This is a genomic window from Flavobacterium calami, assembly GCF_038290035.1.
Classification (GTDB): Bacteria; Bacteroidota; Bacteroidia; order Flavobacteriales; family Flavobacteriaceae; genus Flavobacterium; species Flavobacterium calami.
Genome location: NZ_JBBYHS010000025.1, coordinates 1 through 18,984, shown reverse-complemented (window position 1 = coordinate 18,984; position 18,984 = coordinate 1). Strand labels below are relative to the sequence as shown.

The window sequence follows — 18,984 nt, the reverse complement described above, 5'->3', positions numbered from 1 at the left end:
CGCTAAGGACTAATCACTAATCACTCTTTTACTCCGTTACTTTTACCTCATCTTTAATTGATTCAAGGATTTTTAAATCTTTATCGTTTAATTTTTTGTTTTTCATATTCAGATTTACCTCTTTCGTGGTAGTTCCTCCAACTAAAAACACCTGATTTTCTCCTGTTGAATTAAACCCTTTGAAATTGATTTTCTGACCATTGGTAAGTCTTGCCGCAAAACCTGATTTTTTAAGCTTCAGATCGACATTGTCAAATTCTATGTTCGAAACATAATTAACCTGAATTCCGGCATCTGAGCGAAGCACCATATTTTTAAACTGAATATTTTCTACAGGCATTTCGGGAATTCCCATGATCTTTATTGCCTGCTGAGCACCATCAACATAAATATTTTTGAAATACATGTTTTTGAAAGCAGGTGTCGTTTCTGAAACAGGAATTTTATCTACAATCATTTCGCCGGTAAGCGGATCTTCGGAGGCTGTTTTACTAAAATAATAGAGGTTAAAATTGATAGCATCGTTCGGAATATTGCTCATCTTAATATCTTCCATCCAGATATTTTCGACCACACCACCACGGCCACGAACCGATTTAAAGCGCAGTCCGCAGTCTGTACCGATGAAGGTGAGGTCTTTTACAAAAATATTACGTACTCCGCCCGACATTTCGCTGCCAATTACAAATCCGCCATGTCCGTGATACACCACACAATTGGTGATGGTAAATAATTCAGTTGGTTTTCCGCGGTCACGTCCTTCCTGATCTTTACCTGATTTTAGGCAAATAGCATCGTCACCCACATCAAAACGGCAGTTGGTTACGGTTCCGATTCTACAGGATTCTAAATCCAGTCCGTCTCCGTTTTGCGAATACCAGGGATTACGGACGGTCAGGTTGCTCAACGTTACGTTTTCGCACATCAGCGGATTGACATTCCATGCAGGAGAATTTTGAAAAGTCACCCCGTCCAAAAGCAGTTTTTTACAATTCACAAGGCTCACCATTACCGGACGAAGTGCTTGTTTGTATGGTTCCATATTTTCTGGAGTCGCATTTTTAGGAAGTTTGTCTTTTTCTTCATTCCCTATACGTGACCCTTCAGACGGATACCAGGTTTTGCCGTCTTTTGATAGCACACCACCTGAATTCACTAACGTTTTCCATTGTTCGGTAGTCATTTTGCTAATTTTCACTGGTCTCCATTTAGAGCCGTTTCCGTCAAATATTCCTTCTCCGGTAATCGCTATATTTTCCAGATTAATCCCCATTATAGGCGACTCACATCGAAGTACTTTATTTCCTTCAAAATAAGAGTCGATTAATTTGTATTGACTTAAATCGCTTGTAAACAAAACGTAAGCACCATTTTTGGCATGCAGATTCACATTGTTTTTTAGCTGTATGGGACCGGTAGTCCATAAGCCAGGAGGAATAACCACTACACCTCCCCCCGACTCTGAACATTTTTTAATCGCCTCATTAACTGCTTTTGTACAAAGCTGTTCTGTATTTGGAATAGCCCCGAAATCCAGGATATTCAGCGTATCCGCTTTAAACTTTGGAAGCTGTACTTCCGGCATTTTAAAAGGAAGCGTTGCAATTGATACAGTACTTTTAGGTTTAGCTGTATTTCCCGCAACATGAACTGTTTTATTACTGCAGGAAACCGTTGCAAACATTCCCGCACAGACCAGTAAAATTGTTTTAATATTTACCATTTTTTTGTACTATTTAAGAGTTAATACACTACATAAGAACTCATTAATATCTTTGTTTTTTTCTCTTTTCTATTTAGAATTACAAAAAAAGACCTCCCTGTTCACATAGTAAAGACTATGTAAACTGATGAAAATAAAATCTCTTTGTAATTGAAACTGCTAATTCATTTTATCTCCCAAATCTGTAAAATCTGCGATCCTTATTTTCACGCAGATTTAGCGGATTTTTAAAACTGTTAATTGTAGCACACTGAACATCATAGTCTATCTAAGATTATATTTTATGTATTAAATTCTTCAGTTCTTCTTTTTATTTTTTATCCAGAATCTTTTGCAGTTCGATGCCTGCCATAATAAACGGACCGACCGCTTTGGCATCATCATCCCTGATAGGTTCTGAAAGATAATATTCGAATGAGCCGTCACGATCCTGAGGATTCTTGCCTCCTAATCCGGCAACAGCACAGCATTTTGTAATTGAAATTGTTCCGTCAGGATTTTCTTTAATGAACTGTTTAAGAATTCCGTTAAAACCTGTTTTTGCAGATTTCAGATAAGCTTTACCTACGTATCCATTTCGGTAGGCTTTCGCAAAAGAATAAACAAACATGGTCGAACAGGTTGATTCCAGATAATTGCCTTTTCGTTCCGGCTGATCCATCACCTGCCACCAGACTCCTGAATCTTTTTCCTGAGCACGCAGAACCGCTTCGAAGACTTTTTGAACCATCTTTATCAGCTCTTTGCGCTTAGGATGGTCTTTTGGAACAAAATCTAAAATATCGACCAAAGCCATGCAGTACCAGCCTTGCGCTCGTCCCCATACGTGAGAGGAACGTCCCGTTTCTTTATTTGCCCAGAACTGTTGTTTCTTTTCATCATAACCATGGAAATTCAGACCTGTTTTGGTATCAAAAGTATGTTTCTGAATCAGTTCTGCCTGTAAAATAGCATCATCAACTGCTTTCGGAACATTAAAAACCGCTCCATATTCTGCAGAAAACGGATCGGCCATGTAAACCCCGTCTAGCCACATCTGCCATGGGTAGCTTTTCTTGTGCCAATACCCTCCGTCAGAATTTCTTGGGTGGCCTTCTAACTGTTTGTGAAGTGTATCCATCGCTTTTTTATAGCGTTCCTCACCTGTGTTTTTATAAATTTCAAAAAGTATTTTTCCGGAGTTTATCAGGTCGAGACTGTATTTTTCCAGTTCGTAGCCTCCCAGAATTTTTCCTTCCTTATCAATCAGCTGATCTGCGTAAGTAAGTCCGTAATCCCAATACTTTTGTTCTTTGGTATACTCATAAAGTTGCTGATTTGCCAGTGTTACCAAGCCGTTGGTGTAGTTCCATTTTGGAAATTTTACACCATCCAGAAATACCGGATTTGGAACTCTTTTTTGATCAGAATCTGCCATTTTTTTTGACCATTCAATTGGTGAAACTCCTTCAAAATCGCTTTTAGATTTTGATTGCCCAAATGAAGCCAGATGGCAGACAAACAAAGAGAGAAAACCGTATTTAATTTTTTTTGTCATTACTTATTGCTTACTTGTTAAGTCTCAATTAATTGAAACTTTAAAAATACTATGTTTTATAAGAATGGGCTTCGACTCCGCTCAGCCTGACACATTTTTATTACATCAAGTTTTATTACTTATTGTTGTCTTCTACCCTAAACCAGTCATAATTGGCATAGCTGCTGTCACTGACAGACGCTGTTCCGGTTGCAAAAAGTCCAATTTTTGCTCCAACCCAACGACCAGCACGCGGTGTAAACGGTTTTCCAAATGCTTTGAAATCTTTTCCGTCGGTACTGTAATAAAAAGTAACCTTAGCATCAAAAGGCTCTTTGTTTTGCAGCATTTCAACTTTGGAACGGAAGAAAATTTCTTTTTTGTCAATAGGCACAGATGCAATTTCAGTTTCCATATCTTTAGAAGTTCTGGCATTTTTCATTAAGCGCTGAACCAATCTTAATTTACCTTCCTTAGTCTGTTCAATAGCGATGTAAGCGTAATCTTCTCCAAAAACAATTAAACCTGTACCTGATTCTTTAGCATCCGGATTATTTTCGAAAGTTAATTTTGTCGTTGCTGTAAAATTGTCTCCCGGAAATTTCTGTAATAACAAGTTCGGCATCATCCACATTGTTTTCATATCCGCCGGGCGGGGAATACAGTTCAGACGCAGAAATCCCAGATTAGCAGATGACCATCCCCAATGTCCACCGGGATTTTGATTCGCCTGCCATTGCCATTGCAATCCTAATTGATGGCTATTGAATTCATCCGAAGAAATCAAAGGAGTCGCAGGATAGTTTTTACCCACATTTGGTTTTGTCCATTCCATCACCGGTTCCCCTATTCCGTCTTTGTTGGTGTCTTTGCCCATAATTGGCCAGCCGTCTTTCCAGGTAACAGGCTGCAGATTCACGATACGTCCGTAAGCCCATCGGTCCTGAAAATGTATAAACCATCCGTCTCCGTTTGGAGTCTCCACGTATCCACCCTGATGAGGCCCGTTCATTTTCGTGTCGCCCTGATGCAAAACAATTTTAGATTCATAAGGTCCCCAGACGTTTTTAGAACGCATCGCCAGCTGCCATCCCGGTTTCACACCTCCTGCTGGAGCCATAACCCAGTAGTAGCCATCACGTTTGTACATTTTGCTTCCTTCAACAGTTGTATGACCGTTATGCCCGTCAAAAACCATCGCCGGGTTGCCGATTAGTTTAGTACCATCCGGTGCCATTTCAGACATCATCAAAACCGTTTTTACATTGGCACGGCTGCCTGCAAAAGCATAAGACAAATAAGCCTTTCCGTCCTCATCCCAAAACGGACAGGTATCAATAATTCCCTTGGCTTCTTTTACCAAAACAGGTTCATCCCAGGTTCCCGAAGGATCTTTGGTTTTGACCATATAAATTCCGAAGTCAGGATCACCCCAATAAATATAATATTCTCCTTTATGATAACGAATTGCAGGAGCCCAGACACCATCGCCGTGACGCACGGTACGATAATGTTCTACAGGAAACTGATTTTGCAATGCGTATCCAATCAACTGCCAGTTTACCAAATCTTTTGAATGCAGAACAGGAAGTCCCGGAGCACTATTGAAACTCGAAGCCGTCATGTAGTAACCATCCTCCCCGGCACATAAATCGGGATCAGAATAGTCTACATGTAAAATCGGATTCTTGTATTTTCCGTTTCCTAAATCGGCATTCCAGCCCTGGGCATTTGCCCCAAGCGTACAGACTGTCAAACCTATGGACAGTAATAATCGTTTTAATTTCATTTTATTATATTTAATCAAGATGTTACTAAATCTGAGTTCTATTGTTTTTTTGAAGCAGAAAACATTGGGCTTTTTTTTAGACAAATAGAACTGCTGCGATCAGCATTTAGAAAGAACAGTTAAAAAGAAGTACCCTTTACCGGATACTTCTTTTTTTACTAATTAATTAACCAACAATATTTATTTAGGAAGCCATCTGGTATCTCCTACCTTGTTGGTAACGATAGGTGAATTGGCATCTTTAATTGTTAAATCTCCTCCTTTTGGATTCACGAACAGGTTTTGTGCACTTATTCCTAAGGCAGTTCCCTGCATGCTTGAAGGCCCTAACAGATAATCTGTAGTGGTGTAATTGTTGCTGTATGTAGTTGTACTTCCTGCAGCAATTGCATTAATTAATTTACCACAAGCAGAAGCTAATAATACATTCCTGAATATCAAAGTAGATCCGGCTGCGTTTTTAAGATTAATTAAGGAACGGTTATACGCATAATCATAAATCGTTATATTGGTGTATTCCAAATAAATCGGATAAGCTGAATCGCCATAATCAAACAGGTTTTTAAAGTTGTATGTATTATTGGTTGTCCCATAATAGTCTCTCATAAACGTACAATTTTTGAAAACGGCTTTTTTGAAATTGTCAGCTCCGGCAGAACCAAGTACAAAAGTACCATAGGTTCCGGAATGACCTCCAACCTCATCCAGAGTACAATAAGTCATCTCAAAATTTCCTACTTCTTTGTATTTTCCGCTTCCCTGATGTCTCCAGAAACCACGTTTGAAATTATTAAAGTCGCAATTGTAAATGATAACTTCATCAATTTTCCATGAAGTTCCGCTATTAAAGAAATAACTGGCATCAATAGTCTGATAAAAGCGAATGTTTTCAAACTCTAATTTGTTTAATAATGCCCCTTCGGCGATATTCCAGTTTCCGTTCATCTCAATTTGAGGTTTTGCTCCTTCTGTACCACCTGTAAGTTTAAACCCTTTTGAAATCGTAAATGGCGTAATCTTGAATAATGAACCTGCTTCAAGGAAATATACTGTTCCTTCCGGAATTGTTGCATCGGCATTATTTTTTTTCAACAATGCATCTAAATCATCCCCTTTCATAACCAAAATTTGTCCTGGTGCTGGTCCTGCCGAACGGAAACTTTCCTGATTGTATGGTCTGTCATAAACACGTGGCTTCTTAGTATCATACACATTTACATTGTAGGCTGTACTTTTTTCCAGACCTTCAATTTTAGCCTGTCCAAGACTTATTTCTGTCTGAGTCAATTTACGTCCTATAGCCGGAATTTCCTTAGACTGTGCCGGCGCAACAGCAATACTGTCTACAGGGTTAGCAGCATCTACTGTCCAGTTTACGGTTACTTCAGTTTCTGTGATGTTAAACTTCTCTACAGGTTGTAATATATGAGCATACGCCGGACGCTCTTCTGTAAGGGCATTTGTATAAGCCCATTGCGAATTGAATTTAGGATCAGCGCTATTCGAACGAACCCTGATATAAAACTGTGTTTTGTACGGAATATCATCCATCAAAAGTTGTGTATCTGTAATCGTATACGTTTTAAAAAGACTGTTATAGTAATTATCTAAATGCAATTCTACAGTATAAGAAACAGCATCATTTACTTTATACCATACTAAAGCTATAGAATTACCTTTAACTAAAGTAGGGGTACTGGTATCAGAGAGAGAGATGTCCATAATCTTAGGCTGAAACAAATCTCCGACCTTTGCATACGCAAACTCGTCCTGCTGGCAGGAGTTTAACATTCCTCCCAGCAAAATCATGCTGAGGAATGATAAAATATAAATCGCTCTTTTTGAATTTTTCATTTGTAATTCAATTTAATAGTTAAAACCATAATAATTCTGAATAGCCCCTCGATGATCCGAAATCACTTTAGAAGGATAAGGACATAAATAACGTAATGGGTCATTTGGAGATTTACTGGACGCATTATTAAAATTGATGAAACCTCTAAAACTCCACTTCACCTCGTTGTTTGGCTCATAAGCCTGAGTGTCATTGTTTAAAGCATACCACTTTGTTGCAAAAATGGTTTCTGTATAACCTGCCGGTTTCGACTGTATAACCGGATCAATTCCTTTAATATCCAAAATTGTTTTGCTTGGGTTATTAGCATCCGGATTCGGAATCTCTTTCCAAAATACACTTCCCGGAACATTGTCTACACCAGGAACATAAGCACCATTGGCTACTTTACCCCAGTTTACAAATTTGTTGTATTGGTTGTAGATCACCTCGCTGTATTTATTCCAGCGGGCTAAATCAAACTTACGCTTGCTTTCTCCTCCAAATTCCCAGGCACGTTCATCCATAATGGCCTGAAAAAACAGATCCGGATTTGATTTTGAAGCCACATAACCATCTACTTTTGTAGCCCAGTCTGCCGCGCTGAATGCTCTGCGGCGTACTCTTTTTAAAGCTTCCTGAGCATCCTGACGAGGCCCAAAACGTTCGTTTACTGCTTCTGCATACATCAATAATACATCTGCAAAACGCATCCATGGATAGTTGACACCGGTTCCTTTCTGACTTGTACTTCCTTGTGGGTCTCCATAAAGTTTTGACCACTTTCCAACAGCAAGCTTAGCTAAGTCGAGACGAATTACCTGTTTTAGAGTTGCATCATACGAATAAGGTGCGCAGGTAACATCACGTCTCAAATCTTTACTGTCAAATGAAAACAAATAGGTTCCTGCTAAATTAAGACTTCCGGAAGCGCTTCCGTAAGGGTGAGTTCCTTCTGTAATCGGAATACCTATAGCATAACCATATTCTCCTGAAATAGATTTTAATAATGGTAATGAAAACATGACATCATCAGTATCCGGTGTTACCCAATTGTTTTGTGTAACCCAAAAATTACGGTAGCTTAATTTGAGGTCATGCTGTCCTTCATTAATTACTTTACCTAAATACTGGATAGCAATATCATAATACAATTCATGGTTTTCTCCACGAACCATGTGTCCAATACTCGCCGGATCACTATCCGGACGCAAAGCCCATCCTCCTCGTGTCAGGGCAAGTAAACCAATCAATCCCTGGTTAAAACTTCTTGTGGCACGCTCTGTACCATACTCCACTGCACTTGCATATTGCATTAATGGCTCTACCGATTTTAAGTCGTCTATTAAAAATTCAAGAATTTTATTTCTGTCTGTAACTCCTACTCTAAAATCTTCATCACCGGTTGATGATTTAGTACGAAACACCACATCTCCCCAAATACGGATCATATCCAAATAGATCATAGCACGGATTGTTTTAGCCTCTCCGTACATTTGTGTAATTTTTGAAGGCTCAGTTTTGCTGGCTGTTTTATAAAGATCAGAACCTTCAATTCCTTCAATAATATCATTCGCCCCATTGATAATTTTGTACATGGCATTCCATGTAGCGTTCAGGGTTGTCCAATACGGTTTCGGTTCAAAACAGGCAATATCAGAGCCGTTAACATTCACCGCAGTAGTACTCACCGCCGCCATCTCTACATCTGTATTTGGATTAAAAACAAAGGCAAGACGATTAGAATACGCATCGTCTGTCAGCATAAGTGTATATATCCCTGCAAGTGCAGATTGTATTTCCGTTTCAGAACTAAAAACTTCATCTTCAGTAAAACCGGTTGCCGGATGTACATCTAAATAATCATCGCAAGCTGTAAAACACAGAGCGAAACTACATAGCATACTTAATAATATCTTTTTATTCATGATTTTAAAATTTGATTTAATTAAAATGACAGCTGAGCTCCAAATGTGTAGTTTCTTGTTCTTGGATACTTATCGTTATCAATATTCGGGGTCAATCCTGTTGCCAGATTAACTTCCGGGTCATAGCCTGAATAATTCGTCCATACATATAAATTAGTACCGGTTACATACAAACGAACTTTGTTAAATATTAATTTTTTGGATACATCTATCGGAATCGTATATCCTATAGAAAGTGTATTCAGTCGTAAAAAAGAACCATCTTCAACAGCATAAGACGAAGCAATAGGACGACCGATTGAAGTTGGGTTCCACATCGTCGCATTTTTATTGAAATCGGCCAAAAGTTCCGGTGAGTAACGAAGATCGTTCCCCATATCATCAAAGTTTCTCCAACGGTTTTCCAGTCCTACTTCCATCCCTAAATTATTTTGGTTATTTTCCCACCAGGAAGTCATTCTAACTTTGTTGGCATTGAAAACATCAAACCCAGATACGAAGTTGAAGAAAGTATTAAAATCAAAATTTTTCCATACGGCATTCAGTCCAAAACCTCCTGAATATTTAGGGTTTGTATCACCAATCACTTTTCTGTCGTTTGCACCAATTACATACGTATTTGAATCTGATGAGTCAACAGGTGTCAGCTTTTTAAATTTAGCATTTCCCGGACGCGGATCACCCGACAGGTTTTTGGAGTTGGCCACACCTTCTTTGAGTTTCCATGTTTTTGTTAATGGATCAAATGACTCGAAATCGTCCATGGTGTAAAAACCATCATTCACAAAACCATAAATCAGACCTTTTGAACCGCCTACATAAGCCCGATAATCATCATCATTTAATAGTTGCGTTCCTGCCCATCCTGAACTAAGGATCCATTCATTCTCTCCGCTTGAAAGGGCGTCAATTTTATTTTTATTATATCCAATATTGAAATTTACATCCAGATGAAAATCTTTTTTCTGAACCAAAATAGCATTAATAGCAAACTCAACTCCTTTGTTGGATGTCTGTCCCACATTGGTCATAATTTTACTAAATCCTGATGCTCCCGGAATATCAGAAGGCACTAACAAATCTTTTACCGTGTTTTGGTAAAATTCGATATTACCCGTTAGACGTTCTTTAAAAAAGCCAAAATCAACACCTATGTTAGCTGTATAAGTTGTCTCCCATTTTATATTAGGATTGTTTAAATACGTTACATTCTTGCCTTCAGGATTATAAAAATTGTAGTAGTTATGACTTTTCTCTCCCCAGCCAACTGATCTGTCTTGCGAAACACCATAATATTTGGCATACAAATCGCCATCAATTCGGTCATTACCCGAAACTCCATAACTCAAACGCAATTTTAAATTGGAAACAGTTGTACTCTCCTTTAAGAATTTTTCATTTGATATTCTCCAGGCAAATGCTCCGGCAGGAAAAATTCCCCAGCGATTTTCCGGACCGAACTTTGTCGAACCGTCTGCACGAAGTGTAAATGTGGCAAGGTATCTGTCATCATAACCATAATTGACACGACCAAAGAATGATGAAATTTTATTAGGTGACCCTTCTTTTGAGGTATTCCCCCAAGGAGTTCCTAAAGCAAGATTATCTAATGCCTTTTCTGCTGTTATGTTTTCAGGAAAATAACGGGTGGTATACGTTTTACTAAAGCTTCTCTGATCCTTCATTTCCTGACCCAACATCGTTTGGAAATCGTGAATTGTATTGATTTTAAAGTTATAACTTAACACGTTGTTCAATTGTGTGCGAGGACTTTGGGTCATTTGCCAGCCCACTAATGGCAGACCGCCATTCTCATTTGCTCTTTTAGTTTTTAAACCCCAAAAACGGCCGTCTTCTTCATACTGGTATTCAAAACCAAATGAACTGCGAAGACTTAATCCTTTCATTATATTCCATGTCAATGCTCCAACTGTATTGAATGTACGTGCGGTACGCTCACGATAATTTCTTTCAGCTTCCTGTATCGGATTCATACGTGGAACAGGTTCATAATCTTCCGGATCAAAATAAGTATCATCTTCTGGTAATGTCATATAATCCTGTAAACCCATTGTAGGTGCCTGACGTATTGCATTTAGCAGACTTACCCCCTCTGTACCAGATCCATCAATTGTCTTGTTTATGAAACGGGACTGAAATTCAAAAGTAAATTTATCAGACAATTTTGTATTAAGTGTAAGGTTCATGTTGGTCTGTTTTAAACCTGTTCCTACCAATACACCAGGCTGATCCTGATTGGTTACCGAAAACTTAAATTTGGTTTTTTCGTTACCTCCATTCATACTAAAATCAAGGTATTTAGTAATCGGGTTAGTACCAAAAATTTCGTCCTGCCAGTCAGTACCAGCATCACCTTTATAAATATACATTTCATTGGCCTGTCCGTAGCGGTTGTAAAAAGCTGTTGGATTTGAGGTTCTTCCTTTTTCGTATTCATATTGCATCATAACATACTCATACGGATCCATTACATCCAGACGGTTCGCTAATGTTTTTATTTGCATATAGCTGTTAATATTTACTGAAACCCTTCCTACTTTAGGATTTTTTGTAGTAACCAAAATAACCCCGTTAGCACCACGGGCACCGTAAATAGCAGTTGCTGCAGCATCTTTTAATACCTCTACCGATTCTACGTCTGTTGGCGGAATATCATTTAGACTGGCAACTTCAAATCCATCAACCAAAATTAAAGGTGAATTGTCCTGTGTAATAGAACCTCCTCCACGAACTCGTATCATGATTTCAGAACCCGGAGAACCATCAGCAGAAGTAATCTGAACACCCGGCATTCTACCTACCAACGCTTCAGCCACAGAACTGGTTGGAACTTTTTCTAACACTGTTCCTTTTATACTCGAAACGGCTCCCGTCAGGTTTGCACGTTTTTGCGTACCGTAACCAATTACCACTACTTCGTTCAGTTCACTGGTCGATTCCTTCATTTCAATGTCAATTCCCGAAGTGCGTCCGTTTAAAGGCACCGTTATATCTTCCAGACCAATAAACTTAACCACCAAAACAGCCGTTTTAGGGTTGGCTACTTTGATAGAAAATTTTCCGTCAAAATCACTGGTGGTATTTGATTTTTCATTCTTTACCATAATTGTTGCACCGGGAATAGAGCCCATTTTATCTCTCACCACTCCCGTCACAGTTTCCTGAGCATAACCGCCAACCGCAAAAAAGAAGACGATTAACGTACTCATGATATGTTTTTTTATCATCATAACTACTATATTTTATTTTGATTTAGATTTGTTTTCAAATCTGTTCATCATTTGATTTTATTTATTTGGTCTGTACAACTCCATTAATGGTTACTACATAATCTTTAATGATTGGCGTATCCGGATCATTAAGGTTAAAATCGATGTTAGTAACCCCATTTCCTAAAATTGGAAAAGAGCCTTCAAATTCTTTTGTTTTTACCACAACCAAATCGGCAGTCATAAACTCAATACGAATAGTTACATTATTCGCTGCTTCATCAGTCTGAAATACAATAAAATCATCTAAGTAGTTAATTCCTCCTGTGGTCGTTTTCTTAGATCTGGAAACCGACATATCTCCTTTTATAAATGTTTCATCAGAAACTTTATATCCGTTGCGTTTTACAGAAACTGTAGTTTTTATGACGGCATAGCTTGGATCAGCTACAATGTCTTTTGACTTCAGACGTAATGTCCCTGTTCTGGTAAGAATGTTCAAATTAAGCTTTTCCTCAAATGGCGTTGCGTAAGGAACCACAGCTGATAAGTTTACTTTTTGATCGGCATTGACTGACTGAGGAACAACAAAATCATTTAGATTTACTGGTAAAAGAACCATTTCTGCAGGAATATCTGATGCAATAAACTTGTAGCTTCCTTTCTCAAGGGCAAAACGATAAAGCGAACTGTAATTACCAAAATAATCGCCGTTCTCTTTATAAATAAAAATAGGTCTTGTAGATATCCCTACATTTATATTCCAGGGAGTACCATTCAGCTGAAGCGCATAATCTCTTACAACTGAAGGTTCATATTTCATTTCGTCACTTGAACAGGACCCCATCATAAAAAGAAGCAATAATGCTCCGGGTATCAGGCTTTTCATTTTTTTCATATTCGTATAATTTAAAAATGAAAACTGCTTCCCTTTTGCCCGGTACAGGTGAGTTTCTGCACGACCTTATCTAGTAGATTAAAAATGTCTGTTTGTCTCATAAAGTTTGGTTTTAATGGTTAGTTAAGAATTAGTTAAAACTTAAAGGTTTATGGGACAAAACTAAACAGAGAGAATCTGAATTGGGTGTAAATATTGCTTTTCGAAGAGGGTTAAATCACTAATTCAGACTACCTCCCCTAAAGAATCAATAATTATTTAAGATATTTTTTACATAGTTTAAAAAAATAAGCAGAAATAAAAATAGATTTACCTAATAACTACTTTAGGTACTTTTGTCAGACTGAGCGGAGTCGAAGTCCTATTCAAACTATAAAATCCTTCGACTAAGTTTATCCTGAGCGAAGCCGAATGGACTCAGGATGACACCCAAATCAATTACAATAGTTATCTCACTGTCAGGCTGAGCGGAGTCGAAACCCCGTTCCAATTGCCACCACTAGGTTTTATTCAATTAAAAAGTAAAATACAGAATGTGGTTGTTCTATTTTTTTTAAGTATTTTTCTTACTTTTAGTAAATAGAAATCTTTTAAAAAACCTTTTCAAATGAAACAATATTATGTCTACATTTTAAAATGTTCTGATGATTAGTTATTACACCGGAATGACAAATAATTTAGAAAGAAGATTAAACGAACATAATTTAGGACTAAATAAAGAGCTATACTTTTGACAAGAGACCATTAGAATTAGTCTTTTATACTGAATTCAATGAAGTAAACCAAGCCATCTCGTTTGAAAAACAAGTAAAAGGATGGAGTAGGAAAAAGAAGGAAGCTATAATCAATGACAAATGGGAAGATCTGAAAAGACTTTCAGTATGTTTAAATGAAACGGCTCATAGAAATTATAGTGGTAAATAAGCCTTCGACTCCGCTCAGGTTGACACTCGAATTAATTAGCCCGAACGTAGTCGAAGCCATTCAAATAAGTTAGTACAAACAAAATTAGAACTAAACGTGCCTTCGACTAAGTTTATCCTGAGCGAAGCCGAATGGACTCAGGATGACACTCGAATAAATTACAAAAGATATCTCACTGTCAGGCTGAGCGGAGTCGAAGCCCCTTTTTACAATATCTGCCTTAAATATTTGAATTTTTAACGAAACTGTCTCCTATACTCAGCCGGAGTCTGATTGAATTTTGCCCTAAAACACTTTCCGAAATATTTCAGGTCATTGAAACCGACTTCAAAACAAATTTCTTTTATCAGTAAATCTTCATTTTTGATCAGCTCCGCAGCTTCATTCAGTCGCATGTCGCGAATAAACACGACTGGGGAAACACCGGTAATATGTTTCAGTTTATTAAAGAAACTCGCACGTGACATGCACATCAACCTGCCTAACTCATCAACAGAAAAATCTGTTTTAGACATATTTTCCTTTACTAACTTGATTACCTGAACCATGAATTTATTGTCCTTATTAGAAATTTGCAATGGTTCCTCTTCGACAATTTCAGTGATATTACCTGTAGAGTACAAACGCTGCAAACGAAGGCGCTGCTGCAGGACATTTTTTACCCTTGCCTTTAAAAAACTCACATTAAAAGGCTTTGTGATATAGTCATCAGCGCCATATTCCATTCCTTCCAGTTTGCTTTCTATGGATGATTTTGCGCTAAGCAGAATAACCGGAACATGGCTGACAGCAAAATTATCACGAATTAATTTGAGCATTTCTATACCGTCTGTTTCCGGCATCATAATATCGCTGATAATAAAATCTGGAGATAGCTCTTTGGCTTTTATATATCCTTCGGCACCATTTTCTGCTATATAAATGGTGTATTCCTTTTCTAAAACTGATACGATAAACGCTCTCAATTCCGGGTCATCTTCTACAATAAGACCAACCGGCATTTCTCTTACTTCTTCTTCAAACAGTACAGAATCAGGTTCGGTTTCAATTTTTACTTCTTCCTGTCTATATTCATCGGTTTCCTCCAGTAAAATATCGACATCATCAGTAAAATGTTTGTATCCTTTTAAGAACTCAATCCGGAAACAGCTTCCTTTACCGGGTGTACTCTCAACAGATATATCTGCACCGTGTTTATCTATAAGATCCTTTACAATAGAAAGACCAATTCCGGTACTTGGGTTATGTGGATTTTCATTATAATTGGAGAAACGTACAAACAATCGTTTTTGGAGCAGCGGGTTAATTCCGGGACCGTTATCTGCCACCTTTAAACAAACATGTTTTTCAGATTCCTCAATCAATACCTCAATCGTATCTCCTTTATTGCAATATTTGAAAGCATTAGAAAGCAGATTGACTAAAATTTTATCCAGACTGTCCGGATCTGCCCATATTTTTGAATTTACAGCACTAACATTTACCTTTAACTGTACGTCACGCTGAATACTCATTTCGATGAAATTTTCACACATTTTAGTAGCAAACTCACCTAAATTTACCTCACTTACAACCAGTTTTCTGTCCTGAATCCTTCTCAAATCTAAAATCTGACTTACCAGATTAAGCAGCTTATTACTGTTTTTTTCAATCACACGAAGCTGACTCTTTACAGAATCTTTAATAGTATCATCTGAAAGCATTTGCTCCAAAGGGGCCGTAATCATAGTAAGCGGAGTACGGATTTCATGCGAAATATCGGTAAAGAATTTCAGTTTTAACTCTCCCATTTGCTTTTGCAGTTCTACATCATTACGTAGTTTTAAAATGGTTAAAATAGCACGACGAATTAAGATAAACAAGCCAATAGCCAGTAACAGATAACAGAAATAAGCAAAATTTGTCCCCCAGACAGAAGGGCGAATCGTAATTTTTATTTGCCTTTGATTATTTGCCCATAAATTGTGTCCATTGGTAGAAGATACCAAAAGTGTATATTCTCCCCTGCCCAAATTGGTATAATTAATAGACTGTCCGCCTTTGATATAATTCCATTGTTTGTCGATCCCTTCCAATTTATAGCGATACACAATGCTTTCACTCTTAAGATAATCCAGAGCTGAAATTTGAATTCTGAAAAAATTCTGGTCATGCTTCAGCGTAACTTCTTCAAGCAAATCAGGGTTCTTTGGCGTATCAGGGTTTATTTCGTGTAATTCTTTATTATTAACCCAAAATCCGGATATTGCCAGATAAGGCTTAAAATCAAACGGTTTAATGGCTTCTGGTTTAAAATAAATCGCTCCGTTTGAATACCCTACCACAATTTCACCATTGGCAAGACGGCATTTTGTCGCTTCCGAAAATATTTCTGTACCAATAAGCGATTTTAGTTCAGGGAAAGTTTCGGCAGTATTTCTTTTAGGATCAAACCGTACCACCTGATTATCGCTCATTAGCCAAATTTTGCCAGCTTTATCCTCCTGCATAGAGACAACTCCTTCAACCGGAAAAACAATCGTCTCATTCCATACTGACTTTACCTTCAGCTGATCTTTTTTATCTACTGCAGTTAATATCAAACCTTTTCCATTCGTCGCCAGCGCTATCAGATTATCATTGGTTATCAGCACATCCAAAATGTCGTTGCCCGAAACCTGTGGGTATTCTTTAAAGGGCAGTTTTCCTGCATTTATATTTCCGCCAGGAAATGAAAATAATTTATAAGAGGAAATAAAAAACAATTTATGGTCTTTACTTTCGACTATCGAACGAACTTTATCAGCCGTTTTTATCGGATAGTTTTTTAGCTCGTTGTTATAATTAATAAATTGAGGTCCTTTATCTGACTCCCGAATGAGATTGATTCCGCCACCCCATGTCGCCACATAAATCTGACCGGTTGATGCCTGAAAAATTTTAAAAATATTATCGGAGTTTATACCGTAACGGTTCTTTTTATCGTATTTATAATGGATTACTTTATAACTAAAAGGCTGCACACCAGGCAGGAGACAAAACAGACCATTTCCTCGTGTTCCTACCCAAATCCTGCCTTTGGTATCCTGTAACATGCTGTAGACATCTGCCCCCCAGCCCGGACCGGAAGGAGACAATGTTCCATCTGCCCCCAACACACCAACTCTCTTTTTTTGAGCGTTGAAGAGGGTAATTTTTTCGGTGCGGCTGGCGACCCAGATATTTCCTTTATTATCTGTCATCAAACTTCTGACATTGTGTTTATGTCCGTTATCTGATGAATTCAGATTTAATGTTGAAAAATTATTATTGCTAAAAGTAATCAGGTCTAATCCCTGTTTATAAGAGCAGAACCACAAGTTTCCTAAACGGTCAAACATGGCAGTATGCATCACATCCGATACTGTCTCTCTGGATTCCCGTATACAGCGAATTATCGAACATAATTTATTTTGTTTTTCGTCCCAGTAAGCAAACGGTTCGTTGTTAGACTGAATCCACACTGTTCCGTCAGGTGAAGTAAGAAGAAAACTTTTCCTTTCGACTCCGACAGTAGAAGGATCCCCTGAATCTACTTTCATGTGTTTTGCTGTTGTGGTTACCAAATCAAATTGGTATACACCTGATCCAAAAACCTCAAACCAAAAATAACGCGAACGTGTTGATCCCAGATAATTAATTTTCTTGCCCGGAAAACCGGCTAATGTTTTGCTGTTGTAAACATCCAGCTTACCTGTTTTGGTATCATAAAAATAAAAGTCATTTCCTCGTGAAACCAACAGTATCTTGCTTCCTGCGACAAGTTCTGCCTGAACAATATCTTGTTGTACATTTAGGTTAAAGTCGAAAAAAGTACTTGTTTTTTTAGAGTAACGAGTAAGTTTTCCTCGGGCGCCACCAAACCATATATCTTCTTTGGTTTCCATAAAAGAAATATACGAACATGATTTTCCGGGCTGTCCGGCCATATTCACAAAGAAATATTCCGGTTCTGCACTTCCTTTCTTTAATCTGCAGATACCATTATCTGTCAAAATCCAGGTTATTCCTAAAGTATCTTCAAAAACATCGTGAACTTTACCCGAATGTTTTGTTGGGTCAAAAATGATTTTTCGAACTTTTTTATTAGTTTCAAAAACAATCAGATGCTTTTTATGCTGCGGAAAAAGCCATACTCTTCCGGAAGGCATTACTTTGAACTTTTCAAAATCATTCTCCGAAGCCGATTTCCCCTCAAGCGGATAATGAAAACTTAGGTTATGTCTGTCGAAATAATACACATTATTTTGCTCAGACTGAATCCAGATGCGTCCGTTATTGTCAAACTTAAATTTAGAAACCCTGTTTGAAATTAAATTTAAAGAATCCTTTTGTTCTACCCTGAATTTCTGAAAAGTACTTCCGTCATAACGAATTAGCCCGTTAAAAGTTCCCAGCCAGATAAATCCTTTTTTATCCTGCTGAATATCCAGAATACGGGACTGACTCAACTTGACATCGTGTGAAAAATGGGTCAGAATACCGGATGGCTGAGCGATACACAAGGCACAGCTCAAATAAAAAAAGATAAAAATCAGGTTTCGTTTCAACATTTAAATTTTTATTAGCGTAAGCAGAACACAAAAATATCAAAATTCTCTTCGGAACCTAAAATACACCCTGTCAGTAGTGAAATACCACCCTTTAAATAGTTATTTGTCCCCATTTCATGTTTTCAATATAAATTAAAAACACAATACAAGCTTTATAACATCCTTCAAATAGCGATTTATCCCAAGCTGAAAAATAGAAACATCTAATTTTGTGACAGAAAAGTAATTGGTTATTCAAAATTATTAAGAGAGATTATTAAACACATAGAAACATAGATTTTGTAAACTAAAAAAAGGCGTTTCACTAAATTCAAATACACATAGCTATTTGTGAAGAAACATATTTCTTTTTTATAATCTTTATTTAAACTAAAAACACTATGTTTCTATGTGTTAAATCAATTTTAATAAACAACATCAAAAAGATTTAATATCAAATCAATTACTTTTAATTAATTCAAGTTGCTAGTTTGCAAAGCATAAAAAACACAAAGCAGAGGTTAAGTAAATTTGTTTTGCGAACCAATAAACAGAACCAATGCTTTGTAAAGACAAAATTATATCAATTTTT

General features: G+C 37.5%; 8 protein-coding genes and 1 pseudogene. 1 reads left to right on the top strand and 8 read right to left on the bottom strand.

Features of this window, described 5'->3' with window-relative positions; translation table 11 throughout:
• Nucleotides 1–28 precede the first annotated feature (28 nt).
• The 7 genes from AAEO57_RS19100 to AAEO57_RS19070 form a co-directional block, all read right to left on the bottom strand.
• Complete coding sequence (locus tag AAEO57_RS19100; RefSeq protein WP_341694633.1) at nt 29–1,723, bottom strand: glycoside hydrolase family 28 protein; 1,695 nt, start codon at nt 1,721–1,723, stop codon at nt 29–31.
• Between the two features lie 310 nt (nt 1,724–2,033).
• Nucleotides 2,034–3,260: a glycoside hydrolase family 88/105 protein gene (locus tag AAEO57_RS19095; RefSeq protein WP_341694632.1), complete on the bottom strand. Its 1,227-nt coding sequence runs from the start codon at nt 3,258–3,260 to the stop codon at nt 2,034–2,036.
• Between the two features lie 115 nt (nt 3,261–3,375).
• Nucleotides 3,376–5,028, bottom strand: a complete 1,653-nt coding sequence (locus AAEO57_RS19090; protein ID WP_341694631.1) for a glycoside hydrolase family 43 protein — start codon at nt 5,026–5,028, stop codon at nt 3,376–3,378.
• Between the two features lie 180 nt (nt 5,029–5,208).
• Nucleotides 5,209–6,882, bottom strand: coding sequence for a DUF5123 domain-containing protein (locus AAEO57_RS19085; RefSeq protein WP_341694630.1), 1,674 nt, complete (start codon nt 6,880–6,882; stop codon nt 5,209–5,211).
• 12 nt (nt 6,883–6,894) lie between these two features.
• Nucleotides 6,895–8,790, bottom strand: a complete 1,896-nt coding sequence (locus tag AAEO57_RS19080) for a RagB/SusD family nutrient uptake outer membrane protein (RefSeq protein WP_341694629.1) — start codon at nt 8,788–8,790, stop codon at nt 6,895–6,897.
• A 20-nt stretch (nt 8,791–8,810) separates the two neighbouring features.
• Nucleotides 8,811–12,020 carry a SusC/RagA family TonB-linked outer membrane protein gene (locus tag AAEO57_RS19075; protein WP_341694628.1) on the bottom strand — a complete coding sequence of 1,070 codons (3,210 nt, stop codon included), beginning with the start codon at nt 12,018–12,020 and terminating at the stop codon, nt 8,811–8,813.
• A gap of 82 nt (nt 12,021–12,102) precedes the next feature.
• Complete coding sequence (locus AAEO57_RS19070; RefSeq protein ID WP_341694627.1) at nt 12,103–12,918, bottom strand: hypothetical protein; 816 nt, start codon at nt 12,916–12,918, stop codon at nt 12,103–12,105.
• A gap of 607 nt (nt 12,919–13,525) precedes the next feature.
• Between AAEO57_RS19070 and AAEO57_RS19065 the strand changes: the two are divergent.
• A pseudogene (locus tag AAEO57_RS19065) lies at nt 13,526–13,842 on the top strand (GIY-YIG nuclease family protein).
• A gap of 236 nt (nt 13,843–14,078) precedes the next feature.
• On the opposite strand, the gene AAEO57_RS19060 reads toward AAEO57_RS19065, so the two are convergent.
• Complete coding sequence (locus tag AAEO57_RS19060) at nt 14,079–18,413, bottom strand: two-component regulator propeller domain-containing protein (RefSeq protein ID WP_341694626.1); 4,335 nt, start codon at nt 18,411–18,413, stop codon at nt 14,079–14,081.
• Nucleotides 18,414–18,984 lie beyond the last annotated feature (571 nt).